The sequence below is a fragment of the Clostridium sp. CTA-7 genome (assembly GCF_054768095.1).
Window position 1 is genome coordinate 461,699 of record NZ_BAAAAV010000004.1, and the last position, 17,872, is coordinate 479,570.

The 17,872-nt window shown below is 27.3% G+C and carries 19 protein-coding genes and 1 pseudogene; 2 read left to right on the forward strand and 18 right to left on the reverse strand.

Going from position 1 to position 17,872, the window contains the following annotated elements:
• Positions 1–32: 32 nt before the first annotated feature.
• The 8 genes from hydF to ACYUEX_RS11075 form a co-directional block, all read right to left on the reverse strand.
• Positions 33–1,241 carry a [FeFe] hydrogenase H-cluster maturation GTPase HydF gene (hydF, locus tag ACYUEX_RS11040; protein ID WP_460288164.1) on the reverse strand — a complete coding sequence of 403 codons (1,209 nt, stop codon included), beginning with the start codon at positions 1,239–1,241 and terminating at the stop codon, positions 33–35.
• A gap of 12 nt (positions 1,242–1,253) precedes the next feature.
• Positions 1,254–2,630, reverse strand: coding sequence for a [FeFe] hydrogenase H-cluster radical SAM maturase HydG (hydG, locus tag ACYUEX_RS11045; protein WP_460288166.1), 1,377 nt, complete (start codon positions 2,628–2,630; stop codon positions 1,254–1,256).
• Between the two features lie 25 nt (positions 2,631–2,655).
• On the reverse strand, positions 2,656–3,771 hold the full coding sequence (hydE, locus tag ACYUEX_RS11050; protein WP_460288167.1) for a [FeFe] hydrogenase H-cluster radical SAM maturase HydE: 1,116 nt from the start codon (positions 3,769–3,771) through the stop codon (positions 2,656–2,658).
• A gap of 75 nt (positions 3,772–3,846) precedes the next feature.
• Complete coding sequence (locus ACYUEX_RS11055; protein ID WP_460288169.1) at positions 3,847–4,092, reverse strand: TM1266 family iron-only hydrogenase system putative regulator; 246 nt, start codon at positions 4,090–4,092, stop codon at positions 3,847–3,849.
• Positions 4,093–4,483: 391 nt separating this feature from the next.
• The gene (locus ACYUEX_RS11060) at positions 4,484–4,861 is read right to left on the reverse strand and encodes an NUDIX hydrolase (RefSeq protein ID WP_460288171.1); all 378 of its coding nucleotides are present in this window, start codon (positions 4,859–4,861) and stop codon (positions 4,484–4,486) included.
• A gap of 165 nt (positions 4,862–5,026) precedes the next feature.
• The gene (locus ACYUEX_RS11065; protein ID WP_460288173.1) at positions 5,027–5,800 is read right to left on the reverse strand and encodes a YdcF family protein; all 774 of its coding nucleotides are present in this window, start codon (positions 5,798–5,800) and stop codon (positions 5,027–5,029) included.
• A 153-nt stretch (positions 5,801–5,953) separates the two neighbouring features.
• A complete protein-coding gene (locus tag ACYUEX_RS11070; protein ID WP_411170212.1) occupies positions 5,954–6,091 on the reverse strand; it encodes a clostri-philic family protein in 138 nt (45 codons plus the stop codon).
• Between the two features lie 72 nt (positions 6,092–6,163).
• A complete protein-coding gene (locus ACYUEX_RS11075) occupies positions 6,164–6,580 on the reverse strand; it encodes a DUF3785 family protein (protein WP_460288175.1) in 417 nt (138 codons plus the stop codon).
• A 126-nt stretch (positions 6,581–6,706) separates the two neighbouring features.
• Between ACYUEX_RS11075 and ACYUEX_RS11080 the strand changes: the two genes are divergently transcribed.
• Positions 6,707–8,026: an MATE family efflux transporter gene (locus ACYUEX_RS11080; protein ID WP_460288178.1), complete on the forward strand. Its 1,320-nt coding sequence runs from the start codon at positions 6,707–6,709 to the stop codon at positions 8,024–8,026.
• Between the two features lie 55 nt (positions 8,027–8,081).
• Here the strand turns inward: ACYUEX_RS11080 and ACYUEX_RS11085 are convergent, their stop codons facing one another.
• Positions 8,082–9,839, reverse strand: a complete 1,758-nt coding sequence (locus ACYUEX_RS11085) for an SUV3 family DEAD/DEAH box RNA helicase (protein ID WP_460288180.1) — start codon at positions 9,837–9,839, stop codon at positions 8,082–8,084.
• A gap of 306 nt (positions 9,840–10,145) precedes the next feature.
• Between ACYUEX_RS11085 and ACYUEX_RS11090 the strand changes: the two genes are divergently transcribed.
• Positions 10,146–10,697 (forward strand): hypothetical protein, encoded by a 552-nt coding sequence (locus ACYUEX_RS11090; RefSeq protein WP_460288181.1) that lies wholly within the window; start codon positions 10,146–10,148, stop codon positions 10,695–10,697.
• Positions 10,698–10,730: 33 nt separating this feature from the next.
• Here the strand turns inward: ACYUEX_RS11090 and ACYUEX_RS11095 are convergent, their stop codons facing one another.
• The 9 genes and pseudogenes from ACYUEX_RS11095 to ACYUEX_RS11135 form a co-directional block, all read right to left on the reverse strand.
• Positions 10,731–11,657 carry a patatin-like phospholipase family protein gene (locus tag ACYUEX_RS11095; protein ID WP_460288183.1) on the reverse strand — a complete coding sequence of 309 codons (927 nt, stop codon included), beginning with the start codon at positions 11,655–11,657 and terminating at the stop codon, positions 10,731–10,733.
• Positions 11,658–11,836: 179 nt separating this feature from the next.
• A complete protein-coding gene (rplT, locus tag ACYUEX_RS11100) occupies positions 11,837–12,193 on the reverse strand; it encodes a 50S ribosomal protein L20 (RefSeq protein ID WP_322382400.1) in 357 nt (118 codons plus the stop codon).
• Between the two features lie 26 nt (positions 12,194–12,219).
• On the reverse strand, positions 12,220–12,417 hold the full coding sequence (rpmI, locus tag ACYUEX_RS11105) for a 50S ribosomal protein L35 (protein WP_287597226.1): 198 nt from the start codon (positions 12,415–12,417) through the stop codon (positions 12,220–12,222).
• 20 nt (positions 12,418–12,437) lie between these two features.
• Entirely contained in the window at positions 12,438–12,950 is a 513-nt protein-coding gene (gene infC, locus ACYUEX_RS11110; RefSeq protein ID WP_460288198.1) for a translation initiation factor IF-3, read from the reverse strand.
• A 302-nt stretch (positions 12,951–13,252) separates the two neighbouring features.
• Entirely contained in the window at positions 13,253–13,567 is a 315-nt protein-coding gene (locus tag ACYUEX_RS11115) for a rhodanese-like domain-containing protein (RefSeq protein WP_322395073.1), read from the reverse strand.
• Between the two features lie 288 nt (positions 13,568–13,855).
• On the reverse strand, positions 13,856–15,220 hold the full coding sequence (locus ACYUEX_RS11120) for a PTS transporter subunit EIIC (RefSeq protein ID WP_411170206.1): 1,365 nt from the start codon (positions 15,218–15,220) through the stop codon (positions 13,856–13,858).
• Between the two features lie 284 nt (positions 15,221–15,504).
• Positions 15,505–16,653, reverse strand: a complete 1,149-nt coding sequence (gene nagA, locus ACYUEX_RS11125) for an N-acetylglucosamine-6-phosphate deacetylase (protein ID WP_411170205.1) — start codon at positions 16,651–16,653, stop codon at positions 15,505–15,507.
• A gap of 2 nt (positions 16,654–16,655) precedes the next feature.
• On the reverse strand, positions 16,656–17,423 hold the full coding sequence (locus ACYUEX_RS11130; RefSeq protein WP_411170204.1) for a DeoR/GlpR family DNA-binding transcription regulator: 768 nt from the start codon (positions 17,421–17,423) through the stop codon (positions 16,656–16,658).
• Between the two features lie 301 nt (positions 17,424–17,724).
• Positions 17,725–17,872, reverse strand: a pseudogene (locus ACYUEX_RS11135) (ABC transporter permease); the annotation flags it as partial.

Below are 17,872 nucleotides of genomic sequence, written 5' to 3' on the forward strand. Positions count from 1 at the left end.
AGCCTCCCCTTTTCATTTGTATTAAATAACCGTTATATTATATCATCATTTTTAATATTAAACAAAGACAAGCTTCTTTCTAATATTCCGTTTAAGTAAGCTAATAATATACCATAATTGGTTATTGAAACACCTTTTTCTATGCATTGGTTTACCCTATTTACTACTGTTTTTCTATTTATCATACAGGCTCCACAATGGATTATTAAATCATATTTATCAATATCCTCAGGGAAATCATGGAATATACTATATTCGTAATTTAGCTCTGTCCCTACAAAATTATTTAATAACTTTGGTATTTTTACTCTCCCTATGTCTTCGTGAGATACATTGTGTGTACAACTTTCTGCAATTAATATTTTTGAATTCTCTTTTAAATTCTTTATACTTAAAGCACCCTTTATAAATTCTTCAAAATCACCTTTTTGTCTTGCAAACAACATTGAAAAGCTAGTTAGTTTAATATCTTTAGGAACAATTTTATCTACTTCTCTAAAAGCTTGAGAATCTGTTATAACTAAATCTACATTATTTAAATCTTCTAATGCATCTTTAAGTTCTGTATCTCTTACTACATAACTTTTTATACCATGATCTAAACAGTCTCTTATACATTGAACTTGTGGTAGTATTATTCTTCCCTTTGGAGCTTCTGAATCTATTGGGACTACTAAAATAACTTTACTGTTATAGGGTAATAAATCTCCTAATATAGGCAATTCCTCATCCTCATTCTTTAGCCTTTTTATAAGTTCTTCTCTTAAAAGTTCCATTCCTTCTCCACTATATGAAGATAGAAAAATTGCTTCCTTAAATTTTTCCTTTACCTCTTCTATAACTTTAGCTTCTACTTTATCTATCTTATTTATAACAACTATATAAGATATATTATATTTTTTAAAATTCCTTTTAGCTTTTTCAAATTCTTTTAAATCAATATCATTTACATCAAATATATAAATTGCTATATCTGTCCTTTTAAGTATATCTAGTGTCTTTTTAACTCTTATTTCCCCAAGTTCACTTTTATCTCCAAAACCCGCTGTATCAATCATAAGTATTGGTCCAATAGGTATAAGTTCCATAGCCTTTTGTACTGGGTCTGTAGTTGTGCCTTCTTTTTCTGAAACAAGAGAAATTTCTTGTCCTAAAAACTTATTTATTAAGGATGATTTACCTGCATTAGTTTTACCATAGACAGCTATATGTTTTCTATTTGCATTTGGTGTAGAATTCATAGTAAATTCCTCCTATAGATATAAATCTCTTTCACCATCTTTAAGTTTTTCTAAGTTGTTTTTTAATAGCTTTTTAATATCCTCTCTCTTTATTCTCTCTGCTTCATTTTCAATAACAGCTTCTGCTTTTTTTAGTATTTCTTTATCACCATAATCTAATGCAAATTCTAATAAAGTCATCATAGCATTAGGCTCACATACATTTTGTATTTGACCTGATTTTGCAAGTCTCATAAACCTTTCTCCAGTTCTTCCTTTTCTATAACAAGCTGTGCAATAACTTGGTATATATCCATCATCTAAGATTGACTTAAGAACTTCTAAAGGTGTTCTTTCATCTGCAGTCTTAAATTGAAGAACTTCCTTTCCTTCTTCTCTTTCTTTATATCCACCAACTCCAGTACTTGAACCTGCACTTACTTGAGATACACCATATTTTAAGACTTCTCTTCTCATTTCTGCTGTTTCTCTAGTAGACATTATTATTCCTGTAAATGGAACAGCAATTCTTATTATAGCAACTAGCTTTTTAAACATTTCATCATCGATTAAGTTAGGAAATTCCTCTAAACTCATTCCTTCAGCTGGCTTTAGCCTTGGCATTGATATAGTGTGGAATCCTACTCCAAATTTTTCTTCTAAGTGCCTATTATGCATCATAAGTCCTAAAACTTCAAACTTAGGATCAGCTAGTCCAAATAATACTCCTCCACCAACATCATCAATTCCAGCTTCCATAGCTCTATCAAAAGCTGTAGTGTGATAATTGTAATCTCCCTTTAATGATTTTGGATGCATTTTTTCGTAAGTTGGCTTATGGTATGTTTCTTGGAATAATATATAAGTACCTATTTTAGCTTCCTTTAGCTTCTTATATTCTTCTACTGTAGTTGCTGCTATATTAACATTAACTCTTCTTATTTCTCCATTGTCATTTTGTGTTTTGTAAATAGTATCTAAACATTCTAATACATATTCTATTGGCGCATTAACTGGATCTTCTCCTAATTCCAATGCAAGCCTTTTATGTCCCATTTTTTCTAATATTCTAACCTCTTCTGCTACTTCTTCCATAGTTAACTTTCTTCTTGCAAATGAATTACATTTCTTATATCCACAATAAACACAATTATTTACACAATAGTTACTAACATATAAAGGAGCAAATATTACAACTCTTTTACCATAAATAGAATCTTTAATTTCTCCTGCTAATTTGTATATTTCTTTTAAGTCATCTTCATTTTCAGCTTGAAGTAATACTGCTATATCTTCATAAGACAATCCTTCTCTTTTTTTAGCTCTTTCTAAAACAGCTTGTATTTCTTCTCTTCTTGCACCTTTTGCTTCTTCTAAAATTCTTTCAACGCATTCATGATCAATAAACATATAAAACACCCCTATAATCTATAAATTATTTATTTAATTTAATTATTTGTATATTTTCTGTAATAGGCTTCTCTTCTATTTTATATCCATTTTCTTTTTTCCAAGCCATATTGTCACCTCTTGTTACTTCAACCTTAAATCCAGATCTATTTATTCTTCCTTCTATGCACTTTCTACATTCTGCTGCTTCATCTCCTGTACATATCTTCCCATCATAAAGTGAATACTTTTCTCTTACACTTGTTGGAGAGAGATTTGGCATAACTACATTTCCTCCAGCCTTTATTCCCTTTTCTCTACCTGTTGGATCAATACTTCCAAGTGAAGTTGTAGATGGGAGTAATACCTCTGGTAATAATAATCTTATTAAAGCCAACAGCGTAGTTGTTTTTTCAACAGTTCCAGCCTTTTCTTCTTTAAGAGGAGTATCTTTATGTGGTATGAATGGGCCTATTCCACACATATGAGGTTCTAATTCTTTAACAAACAATAAATCATTAACTAAATCTTCATTAGTTTGCTTTGGAAGCTCAACCATAAAACCAGCCCCTACTTGATACCCTATTTCTTTTAGATTTCTTAAACATTCTCTTCTTTCTTCAAAACTAGCACCTGGATGTAATTCTTCATATAATTCCTTAGTTGCAGTTTCATGTCTAAGTAAGTATCTGTCTGCACCTGCTTCAAACATCTTTTTATATGATTCATAGCTTCTTTCTCCTAAAGATAAAGTGATAGCATTATTTGGATACTTATTTTTAATCAATTTTATTATCTCTACCATTTTATCGTCAGTAAAATAATCATCTTCCCCCCCTTGCAACACATATGTTTTATATCCTAATCTATCACCTATTTCCACACATTCCATAATTTCTTCAGTTGTTAATCTATATCTATCTGCATTTTTGTTGCTTCTTCTTATTCCACAATACACACAATTCTTTTTACAAAAATTCGTAAACTCAATAATTCCCCTCAAATAGACCTTATCACCATAAGTCCTCATTCTAGTCTCATGCGACTTTTGAAGCAAATAAACTTTATCTTCTTCATTTAAATTATCTAATAAGAAAATAAGCTCCTCTTTGCTAGCATTATTAAACTTATAAAGTTTATCTATAATACATTTAACATGCATATACAACCCTCCAATTGCTATTAATAGCACTATCCAAAATATTTTATTTTTTAATATTTACTAAAAATTATATTATTACATTTCTTTCTTACTAATAGCTGTTTTTACAGTTACTCCATCAATATTACCTAATTTTCCAGTTAAACTATTAATTTCATTTATCTCCCCTATAACTACTATGGATACAATAGATATTCCCTCTTCTAATGGAATCCCCATTCTTCCTCTAATGTTTCCTCTAAAACCTGAAATGACATCATTAAATTCAGCATTACACTTGCTTGGTTCTTCTAAAATTGCACTTATTACCCCTATTTTCATAATTTGATCTTTCTCCTTTAATTTAAAAGTAAAAAAAGCTTATTTTCCTTATTAAAAGAAAATAAGCTTTGTATATTAATAATAAAAATTATAACAACAATAAATATAAACTAAGTTTTTCTATAACTTAATTTATAACTTTTATTATTAATATATACCTACCACTTTCTTTCAAATCAGATTTCTCTTTTTTGTTAGATCATGTTTATTAATTTAAAAAAGTATTAAAACAAATATAAAAACAAACGAATAAAGACTTTCTCTAAACAAATGAATTTATATTAGTCTTATTATTTATATGATAATTATTCCAGTTTATGATGTCAATAGAATTGCTTAATATATAAACTAGTAAAAGAGTTATGATAAAGCCTCATAACTCTTTTATTCTTTATTTATCATAATATATTAAAAGTTTTTCTCTCTCACCTGGAGCAAACTCATATTGATCAACTTCATCTAAAGATATCCATCTTCCTTCAACTATATCATTACCATATGTTATTCTTTCCTTTATCTCTCCTTTATAAAGTAAAGATACTAATTCTTCATTTAATTCTTCTGATAATTGTTCTAAGTTAAAAACTATTGATTTTAAATCTTCTTTAATAGCACGTGAGATACATTTTTCTGCTGTTTCTTTACCTCTTAGTTTTCTAGCAATAATGTACCATAACTTAGGTTCATTTTTTTTAGTTTTTCTTTGAACTATAAATACATTATTGAAATCATCTTTAATTATTATTGAGCACTCAGTAATTTTAGCCATTATTGTTCCCCCTTAAGTCTAAATACTTATATTATATATTTGATATTAATATGTGATTAAAGGTGATATAAAAATTAATCAAAAGATCATATTAACCTACTACTTCTACTATTCTACAAAAAACCAAATTCACCTCTAGAATTTTTTTACAAATACTTATAAATACTATTTTCTTATATCAATTAAATAAGACTTCACTACAGCTAAAAACTCTCTAGAATACATAACAGGAATTAGTGCTGGTAGTGTCTTATTAGTATAAAAACTAATATTATTATACCCTAACTTTTTGCCTATCATGTTACTTCTAAAAGCATGAAAATCTGATGTTATTATCTTTATATCTAAATCTGATATATTTTTATTACTATTTTCTTCTAATATCTTTTTAGAAAACATTAAATTCTCATTTGTACTCGTAGATTGATTTTCCATTATTATTATATTTTCATCTATTCCCTTATCTACTAAATATCTTTTCATTGCTTCTGCCTCTGAAATATCTTCGCCTCTTCCTTGTCCCCCAGAAACTATTATATTAGTTTTTTTATCTTGCTTATTTATATATTCAATAGTTTTATCTAATCTTTGCCTTAATGTAAGACTAGGTGTCTCTCCTTTAACACCAGCCCCTAAGACAATTACATAACTTGAATAGCTTTTATTTTTCTTAGGAAACACTACTATTGCCGTCTCAATAATTATAAATATTAATAAAAATCCTACTATGCAATATTTAACTATAATAAATAAATTTTTAATTATTTTTTTAGACTTTATATATTCCTTAATTTGTTTTTTAGTATAATGATACATAATTAATGCAACTCCTAATACAAAAAACACTTCACTAAAACTAATTTTTCCTAAAAATAAATTTATACAAATTACATATATAACCAAAAAGACTCCTATTATTAAATCTATTTTTCTTTTCATAATACACTCCTATTTATTATTTATTAGTTAAATATTACCATATTCAACTCTAATATTGCTAATTTATATTAAATATAATTATATTTTAATTATTATATATAAGAAAAAGGATAAAGCATTAAATCTTTATCCTTTTTAAAGTTAAGCATGAAACTATTTTATTGGATTTCCGTCAAAATCTCTATATTCACTTTGATTTTTATCATTTCCTACATTATTTTGATTTTTATGTAGTCTTCTTCTTCTTTCTCCTTTTTGCATTGGAGTTCTTGTTTCTGAGTTTCTTGGCATATAAAACACATCCTTTCAAAAGTATTTTATACCCTTAAATAATTTTAATACATTATTTATTTGTTTTCTAATTTAAACTTCAAACTCTTCAATTTCTATTGCATATGTTCCACAGTTTTTACATACCATAACAGTTACTAAATAGCTTTTATCTACAATTCCTTCTCTATTTAATCTAGTAAAAGACTTTTTATCATATTCATCATCTATACTACTCGTAACATATTTATTATTTTTTCCATAGACATAAAAGTGAACCTCTAAAAAATCAAATGCCTTTTTCTTTTCCTCTTTTCCAGCCTTGCAATTACTACAACAGTTTTCATAATATGCTTTTTCAAACTCTACTTCATTACTATTTGTAAGTAATTCTAATATTTTGTTTTCATCAATATCTTTTAATTCCTCATTTTCATCATTAGCAAAATACTCTAAGTTATCTTCTCCTAAAGAATATTCTTTTTCATCAAACTTAAACCTATATATCATTTATATCTTCCTTTCAAAGTTAAACTCTTTAATCCTCTATTTTATAAAAACTCCCCTTATATTCCCATTATACCATAATTTACTGTTATAATTAACTTATATTAATAGACAACAAAGGAGAGTCGTATGAATAGTAATGTTTCTTTAAAAAAACAATTTTTAAAATTTCTAGTTCCATCTGTTACTGCAATGTGGATTTTTTCATTATATACAATGGTAGATGGTATATTTGTAAGCAGAGGTGTTGGTGAAACTGCTCTTGCCGCTGTAAATATAGCCATGCCTTTTGTAAATTTTATTTTTGCTATATCCATGTTATTTTCAACAGGTGTTTCTACTATAATTTCAATTTATCTTGGAAAAAATAATATAAAGAAAGCTAATGAGATATTTTCCTTTAATTTATTTTGTATGCTTATAGTTTCTTTAATAATAACATTATTATGTTTAATTAATATTGATAGTATATCATTATTTTTAGGCGCTACTGAAACCAACTTTAACCTAGTTAAAGATTACTTAAAAATAATTATAACCTTTAATGGATTTTTTATTGTATCATATTGTTTAGAAGTTTTAACAAAAGCTGATGGATATCCTCATTTAGCAATTATAGGTATGTTAATTTCAGCTCTTACCAATATAGTTTTGGATTTTTTATTTGTTATTATTCTAAATCTTGGAATCAAGGGTGCAGCTTATGCAACTATTATATCCCAAGGGGTATCCTTTATATTCTTTTTTTCACATTTTATGAGTAAAAAATCTAAACTAACCTTAACTAAATTTAAATTAAATATAAAATACTTAAAAAGAATATTATCAATTGGGTTTCCAGATGCAGTAACAGAGCTAACTTCTGGTATAGTTATATTGCTTTTTAACCAAACTATACTTCGCCATATTGGAGAAAATGGTATTGTTACTTATAGTATAATATGCTATGTCAGCACTTTAGTTATAATGACTATGATAGCAATAACACAAGGAATTCAACCATTATGTAGCTATTATTATGGAAAAGAAGAATTTAATATCATAAAGAAATTAATAAAAATGAGTTTAAAAGTAGTTGCTATATCTTCAATAGTAATCTTTTCAATATGTATTCTTTTTGCTAATGAAATTGTCTATATATTTATAAAAGATCCTTCATCCTTTACATATATATATTCTGTTTGGGCATTTCGTCTATTTTCAAGCGCATTTTTAGTGCTTGGATTTAATATATTGATATCTGGATATTTTGCTTCTATAGAAGAGGCTTTTAAGGCAACCATAATATCTATTGCTAGAGGACTTATATTTATTTCTATAGCTTTATTTTTCTTATCCCATTATTTCGGAGATACAGGTATATGGATTGCTACATTAGTTTCAGAATTAATTTGTCTTTTATTATCATTGTCCCTATTGCTAAGGAGAAACAAAGTAATTAAACAATAAAAAGTAGCTATATGAAATTGATAAATAAAATCAATTTTCATATAGCTATTTTTAATTAGATCCTAACTAATATTTCATTAATATCATTACTTACTTTAATTCTTTCCTCATATATCCACTTAAAATCAAAATCTAAATTAAATATCTTACAAAATGAGTAATACATATTTATTTTTTGATAATAACACTCTAATTCATCTAAATTGCCTTTGAAGCACTGAGGCCTTGTTATAATCTTATTTTTTATAACAAATAATTCTTCTACATAATCTAAAAAAGTATTCATAAGCTCATCTTTTGATATATCAAATGGTATCTTTAATAAGTTCCATTGAATTTCTTCTTTAAGTTTATATCTTTTTATATTTTCTAATATTATCAGATACTCATTTATATCCATCTTCCTATAATAATCTAAAGTATCTTCTCTAGTAGCCCATAGAGCTAACTTTTCATTTAGTGGTAAACTTTTAATATTTAAAATAGCCTCTGAAGGTCCTAAAACAGCTTCAGTTATTATTCTGTCCTTTTCCTCTAATTTGTCTTTTATAAATTTTTGATTATCTCTTACAGTCGCTACATATCCAACCTCGTATATTCCTTTTCTTCCTGCTCTTCCAGCTACTTGTTTTACCTCTTGTGATGTAAGTGGTCTTATTTCTTCTCCATCAAATTTTTGAATATCTAAAAATACTATTCTTTTTATAGGTAAATTTACTCCCATCCCTATAGCATCAGTAGTTATAAGGACCTTGTTTTCTTTATTTATAAACATATCATATTGCTTTCGTCTAACTTCTGGCGGAAGGTCTCCATAAATTATGCTACTCTTTATTCCAAAACCTGAATACTGCTCTGCAATTTGCAATACTTTTTTCTTAGAGAATACTACTATTGCATCCCCTTCTTCTACATCATTATGAGTAAAATTTTTATCTTGAACTTCTAATGGTATGCTTCTTTTATAATCCTTAAATTCATATTCATCATTGCACTCTTCTATTATCTTTTCCACTATTCTTTTTGCATTTAAGGCTCCACAAATATGAATTTCATTACACCTAAGTCCAAGCAAGGCTCTTGTCCACGCTGCTCCCCTTTGTGCATCATCAATCATTTGAATTTCATCAATAATTGCTATATCATACTCTCTTTTTAAATCAACTTTTTCTATTGTACATGAAGTATGTGTAGCTCCTTCTTTTAATATTTCTTCTTCTCCTGTTAGAAGATTACAAATAACACCATGGCTATTTAATTTTTCGTAATTTTCTAAAGCAAGAATTCTAAGTGGAGATAAATAAACACCATTTTTAGCAACTTTTAATCTCTCCATTGCTGTATAAGTTTTTCCTGTATTAGTTTCACCCAAATGAACATGAATTTTTCTCTTTATGTTTCTAGCTAACTTATATTCATCTTTAGGATTATCAGGAAAGTTTTCTTCAAACTCCTTAGAAATTAACTTTGGTATATGCTGCTTAGTTAAAACAGACATAAATCCTGAGTTTATAAAGCTATTATAATTACCTCTTATTACTTGATAAAAATCAAAATCTGTATTATTTTTTTTATTATAGTCCTCTAATAATCTTTTAGATACATGTTCTAATAATTCTTCATATCTTTCATATATGTCTGAAAACTCCTTAAACCCTTCATTTTCCATATCTTTAAGTTGTCTTATCTTTTTCCTTAATGAGGACTCCTGCTCAATTAAAGCACCAACTTTTGAGTTATGAGCTATTTCTTCTATTTGATTTATTTGAGATTTTAATTTTTTAAAATCTCTTTGCATGGCATTTTTTTTCAAATAATCACCTCTCGTATAATATACTATTGTAAAATTTACATTTGTAAATTACATTATTTTATTATTTAATATAGTTATAGTTTATATATATTTAATAAATATTATTTATTTTATTCTACTAAATTTATTATCTTAACAAAACCTATTAATATTATATTAATAAAAAATACAGTACTTATTAATATTTTTAATAAAATTTGTATATCTTTATGTTTTCTTAAGGATAAATTAAGCTTTATATTATATAATCAATTATATGAATTATCTTATATATACTACTTTACTATCGGGGGATGATTTTATAATATGAACAATAAAGACATATATTTAGTATTTTCTAATACTGGTACATTGCTTGCAAGATGCATCAACTATTACACAAAAGATAAATATGTACACGTTTCATTAAGCTTTGATAACTCCTTTAATAAAATGTATTCCTTTGGAAGAGTTTTTCCTCAGATTCCTTTTATTGGAGGGCTAGTAGAAGAAAATTTACAAGATGGTGTATATAAAAGATTTCAAAAAAGTAAATGTGTTATATATAAAATTAGTGTAGATGATGAAAAATATGAATTGTTAATAGAAGAGTTAGAAAAATTTTTGAAAGATCAAAAGAAGTATAAATATAGTTTGCTTGGATTAATAGGTGTTGCTATTAAGAGACCAATAAAAAGAGATAATCATTACTTTTGTTCTGAATTTATATCCCATCTTTTAATTAAAAGTAATATTTATGATTCTAATAAGCTTCCTTCTCTTACAAAACCTAGTGACTTATTAGATATTAGTCATAAGGAATTTATATATGAAGGGTTAGCCTATGAGTATAACCAATGTTCTAATTTAATGTATTAAAAAAACTGAGAATTAAAATCTCAGTTTTTTTAATTATGAGCTTATATTAATGTCATTTTCCTTATTGCTTTTCAATGCTCTCTTTATAAACTCATATATCTTATATAGCCTTGGAAAATTTCTCTCTTCTTCTAGTTTATTCTTAACTTCTGTCATCTTCATTATAGGTTCTAGAAGTGAAATAGTATCTTCATATCCTTCTTTTATTCTATTCTTCTTTGCTTCTTCATCTAAGTTTAAAGTGCCATTAATTACACTTTCATTTAGATTTCTTGGATATATATCTATTATTTTAGTATTGGGATACAAATATCTATCAATCCTAGCTTCCTTAGATAAAGATACTACTATTATTATATCACAGCCCTCTCCATAAACGGGCTGTATAGGAGTATTATCCGCAACCCCTCCGTCTATATATTTACTTCCTAATATTTCTGTAGGCTCATATATAAGTGGTAGCGATGCTGATGCAATTACAATTTCTTTTCCTAATTCTTCATCAAAATCATTTATTTTAAAATATTTAACTTTAAAATCTGGCAATTCCGTACAAGCTGCATAACAAATTTTATTATTCTTTTTTACTTTATTTATATTTAAATACTTATTTATTATTTCTTTCGCACCTTCTTTTGAAACTGCACCTTCTTCTATTTTTTGATTCATATACTTTTTGGCTATATTTAAATTTTTCCCACCAAGTATAAGTCCTACGCCTTTTTTAAAGAGCTCAAACTTACTAATAGGAATTAGTTTATCTATAGTTACCTCTTCCCATAGGGCTTCTGCATAACTCATATTATCTTGTGCAAAAAGTACAGCATTAAAAGCTCCAATTGATGTACCTGAAAAAACACTTATGTATTTATCAATTCCTAATTCTTTTAATGCCTTCCAGACTCCGAGCTCATATGCACCTTTGCCTCCACCACCTGATAATACCAATCCTATTTTCATTTCAATCCCCCCTTTTATTAAAAACCATTATTTCGACAGTAGATAAATCTTATATCTACTATTATATAATAAATACACCATTTTTGTTAATTTTCTTATATATTATAATAATCATTTATTTTGTACGTAAAAAACACCTTAAAAATAAAATTTTAAGGTGTTTTTAAAATAGCGTTAAACTACTTAATTGAATTTTTTGCTAATTCTACTAAATCAGCAAATGCCTTTGGATCATTTATAGCTATTTCTGACAACATCTTTCTGTTCATGTCTATTCCTGCTAATTTAAGTCCATTCATAAATCTTGAATATGAAAGTCCATTCATTCTTGTAGCTGCATTAATTCTCGCTATCCAAAGTCTTCTGAAATCTCTTTTCTTTAATCTTCTTCCAACATAAGCATTTCTTAAAGCTCTTATTACTGATTCATTAGCAGTCTTGAATAGTCTGCTTTTTCCACCGTAATAACCTTTTGCAAGCTTTAATACTTTTTTATGATTTTTACGTGAATTTACCGCTCTTTTAACTCTTGCCATGTTTAATCCTCCTAAAAACCTCTATATTATAGGTATGGTAATAATTTCTTCATTGCTTTTTCTTGAGTAGTTGAAACATAAGAAGCTTTTCTTAAGTTTCTCTTTCTTTTAGAACTTTTCTTTGTTAATATATGACTCTTAAAAGCCTTAGCTCTTTTTAACTTTCCAGTTCCAGTTTTCTTAAATCTCTTTGCTGCACCTCTGTGGGTTTTCATTTTTGGCATGATACTTATCTCCTCTCAAGTTACGCTTTTTTAGGACCTACAACCATTGTCATATTTCTGCCTTCATGCTTAGCAGGCTTTTCAACTATGCAAACATCTTCTAGTTTAGAAACAAAATTTTCTAATATTTTTTTTCCAATATGTCCTAGTTGTGCTTCTCTTCCTTTAAATCTAACAGTGATTTTAACTTTATCCCCGTCTAATAAAAACTTTCTAGCATTTTTTGCTTTTATCGCAATATCATTTTCTTCAATCGTAAGACTACATCTTATTTCCTTAAGAGTAGTTACCTTTTGCTTTTTCTTAGCTTCTTTATCTTTCTTTGCTTGCTCATAAATATACTTCCCTAAATCCATCACTCTACATACTGGTGGATTCGCATTTGGAGAAATCATAACTAAATCTAATTCCTTCTCCTCAGCAATTTTTTGAGCTTCTTTTGTTGGAATTACGCCTAATTGATTACCTTCTGAATCAATCACTCTAACTTCCTTTACTCTTATAGCTTCATTACAAGTAAAATCCTTACTTATACCAGGTCACCTCCAAAATTTTAAATAAAAACATAACAAAAAAAATAGACGACATATTTTGCCGTCCTCTAGTACTTATAAAAACCTAGTTATATTTAACTAGAAATTATTACAAAACTATCTACCTTACTAAGCTCTGCCGTAAGGTGAGAAACGGCTGTTTCTTCTTAATATATCAGTTATTTTATCATTGTTCTTATTGTTTGTCAATATTTCTACAATATTTATTTTTTACATTTATATCTTATATTATACTATATTAAAATAAAAATTAAAATAAAAATTAAAATAAAAAATACATTTTATTCTATATCTTCATTATAATCTAATATTCCACCTCTTAGATTATATAAATTTGTGAATCCTTCCTCTTCTAATATTGTACAAGCAACGCTACTTCTTACTCCCACCTTACAATAAACTAAAATAGGTTTATTTTTATATTCTTGTAAATCTTCAATTTCCCACTCTATTTCATCTACTGGTATGTTTATAGAATTACTTATTTTAGATTCTTTAAATTCATTTGGATTTCTAACATCTATTATCAGCAAATCTTCATTACCTTTAATTAGTTTTTTAGCTTGATTGCTATTAATTGATTTTATATTACTCATTTGTTCACCTCTTATTGTTTCTAATTCTCTATAAATCAATTCCGATTTTTGTGATTTCTATTTTGTTTTCACTTATTATTAATATAGCTATTATACTAATTATTATCTTTTTTCGCCATTAATATTTATAATTTATTAATAAAAAAGTGAGCCTACATAATTTTGCTTATTCCTTCGTTCCCCTTCAAGTCACCCCAAACTTACATATGCCACTTACAAACTTAAGGTAAAGAAAGTAAAAAACTCACTCTGCTTAACATAAGCAAAATGAGTTTAATATTTTTTTCTTTACTCTTCTATTGGATCATCAAAGCCTAACAATACTGTAAATAAATATCCTGCTATATATGAAACTAAAACTCCAATAAGAAATACTAACATTTTTCCATCTGCTATTAATAAAGCTAACGGTAATCCAGATACACCTATAGCCACTGATCCTACCTTTAAAAATGCCATAACAGCACCACCAACTCCAGCACCTAAACAAGCTCCCAAGAAAGGCTTTCCTAAAGGTAGTGTTACTCCGTATATTAAAGGTTCTCCAATACCCAAGAATCCTGGTATTAATCCATTTTTAGCAGTCTTCTTTAATCTTTGATTTTTAGTCTTAACTAAAACAGCTATAGTAGCACCAACTTGTGCCATCCCTGCTGTTGCTAATATTGGAAGTAAAACTGTATATCCAGCATTTGCTATTAAGTCTGCATGTATTGGTGTCAATGCTTGATGCATTCCAGTCATAACTAGCGGTAAAAACAATGCCCCTGAAACAGCTCCTGAAAGTACTGATACTAGAGTATTGTCTGAAGAAATAGTTTGAGCCACTATAAATCCTATTCCATCTGAAATAAATCCACCTACTGGTTGTAAAATAAATAATGCAGCTAATACAGATACTGATAAAGTTATTAGTGGTGTTACAAATAAATCTACTACATCAGGAACATATTTTCTACAAGCTTTTTCAATAAATACAGATAATAGAACTACTAAGATTACTGAAATTATTCCTCCTCTACCTGGTGTTAAAGCTTTACCAAAGAGATTTATATTTGCAAGTGTTCCTGATGAAAGAATACCTCCTAATACTCCTCCCATCATAGGCATCTGCGATCCAAATTCCTTAGCAGCATTTACTCCTACTAATATAGATAAAATTGAGAAAACTCCCCCACCTATTAACCCTATTATTTGTCCTATAGTTGTTGCTTTATATGCATCCCCAAATCTTACATTACATATATTATTTATTGCTAAAACAAGTCCACAAGCTACAAATAAAGGAATTAAAGGAATGAATATATTACCTAATTTTCTTAATGCATTTTTTACTGGAGTATTATTTTTTCCTTTTAGCTTTGTTTTTGTTTCCTTAACTGCTTCTTCACCAATAACTAATGATTTTCCTACTATTTTTTTTACTTCTTCAGTAATTTTATTAACTTTTCCTAAACCATATATAACCTGTAATTGACCATTATCCTCTACTACTCCTAAAGCTCCCTCAGATTTCTTTATTGATTCTAAATCAACCTTAGTTAAATCCTTAAGTTCTAACCTACAACGAGTCATACAATTACTAACTGATTTTATATTATCCTTTCCACCAAGCAAATCTACCAGTTGTCTTGCAATTTCTTGATTTGTCATAATAATACACTCCCCTATAAATAATAAATAATTCCTAGTTAAACTTAATAACGAGAAAGAACCTGAATAAATATATCCTCCTTACACATCCCACCTATCTAATTGCTAATTTAAAAGATTTATAAATTATTTTTATAATACACTTAATCTATATGCTTATTTCTTTTTTAATATAATCTTTATAGAAACAAAATTTTAATTTCCAACAAAATTTTACTTTTTTATTTCATTTTAAATAGAAAAGATCCTCACCATTTTCATTGTAAAGATCTTCTTTAAATATTTTATTTAAAATATTGTTTTCCTTTAATAAATGTCTGAATTACATTATATTTATCATCTAATAAAACCAAGTCTGCATCATAATTTAATTTTATTTCACCTGTATTATTTAAGCTTAAAATTGAAGCAGGAGTTTTGGAAGCCATCTTTACACTATCACATAAAGATATTCCAAATTCAACACTAAGTCTAAGAGATTTATTCATAGTTGTAGTACTAGAAGCTAAGGTACCATCTTTTAATCTAGCTACTCCATCCTTAACAACTACATGATGTCCTCCAAATAGATAATTTCCATCCCCTACCCCCATTGCTTGTAAAGCATCTGTTGTTAAAACCATTCTATCTGCTCCTTTTACTTTGTGCATTAACCGAATAATTCCTGGATGAAGGTGTATACCATCTACAATAGCTTGCACACTTACATTATCATCTTCTAGTGCTGCTGTAACTAATCCTGGTTCACGATGATGAATAGCTGGCATTGCATTAAAACAATGCGTAATATGTGATGCCCCTTCTTTAAAAGCCTTTCTTGCTTCTTCATATGTTGCAGTAGAATGTGCAATAGCAACTACTACATTTCTATTTCTTAAGTAATGAATTAATTCAATTCCACCTGGTAACTCTGGAGCAATTGTAACCATTTTTATAAGATCTCCTGCTTCCTTAAAAATAATATCCATTTCCTCTAAATTAGGATGTCTTAGATGTTTAGGATTTTGCATACCTTTTTTTTCAACATTCAAATATGGTCCCTCTAAATGAATTCCTACTATCTTTGCTCCTTCTTCATTTCCTAATACCTTTTTAACACTACTAATCATAGAAAGTAAATCTTCAAGTGAAGAACTTACAGAAGTTGCTAAAAAGCTTGTACATCCAGTTTCAGCACATTTTTTTGACACTTCTTGAATACTTTTAGTTGTTCCATCCATCATATCATGATTATTTGCACCATGAATGTGTACATCTATCATTCCAGGTATTAATAAGTTATTATTTCCCTTAATAACTTGATGATTTATTTTTTCTTCTATATTTTGATTATAGGGAATTATTGATGTGATTTTTCCTTCATCAATATAGATATCAACATTATTTATTTTTTCTCCTAAAATTACCCTTACATTTGAAATTAAAGTTTTCATATCTATTCCTCCTCACTTGCAATAATTAATTTAATATTATATTCATTAATTTTTTTTTGTAATGAAGATGGAATAATTTTATTTGTAATTATTGTATCTATTCCTTCAAATCCTATTTTAAATGATGAGGTTTGATTAAATTTTGATTCATCTAAAACAATACAAACCTTTTTAGAACTACTAAAAATACTTTTTTTAACATTAATATCTTCTAGATCTGAGTAAAAAATTCCTTCTGAATTAATTCCTGATGCACCAATGAATGCATAATCAAAATAAAATTGACCTAGTTGATCCAATAATGAAGACCCATGCATAACATGAGATTCTGGATTAAAATAACCTCCAAGAAGAAATATTTTATTATCTCTATTCCTAGAAGAAAATGATATTGCATTATCAATAGAATGAGTAACAATAAATAGATCTTTTTGAGTCATATATTTTGCCATAAAATTTACTGTTGTAGATACATCTAATAAAACAGTATTGTTATCTCTTATTAAACTTGCTGCCTTCCTGGCAATAAGTTCTTTTTCTTTGGAGTTTACAACTAATCTTTCTGAATACTTTTCAATTTTAGCCTTTATTAATGGAAGAGAGATTCCACCTCTATACCTTTCTGCTAATCCTTGTTCTGTTAGCAGTAAAATATCTCTTCTTGCAGTATCCTTTGAAACTGAAAAAATTTTACCTAACTCTTCTTGAGATAATTGTTCTCTTTGTTCTAATAGTTCTAATATTTTAACTAAGCGTTGTTTTTGATCCATAAATCTCACCTCATTTACAATATATCATATAAAAAACTTATATGCAATATTTTAAGTTTTTCATATTAAATTTTAAGTTTTATTAAGTTTTATATTGGGTTTCTAATTTAACTTTAATACTATATTTAATTAAAAGTAAAATATTAAATATTATAAATTTATTATTCTTACAATTGATATTTTATATTTTTTAGAAACTATTTAGCTATAATAAATATTAATATAACAATAGATAATTCCATAAATGATTATAAATATAAAAAAAGGTAAGGAGTTTATAAACTCCTTACCTTTTTTATATTTATCTCTTACCAGCATCAAATGGTTCACCAGAAGCCTTTGGAGCTTGTGATGATTTAGAGAATAGTACTAACGCTATTAAAGTAACAACGTATGGGAAAATCTTTAATAATACACCTGGTATAGATGCTAATGATGGTATAACTTGA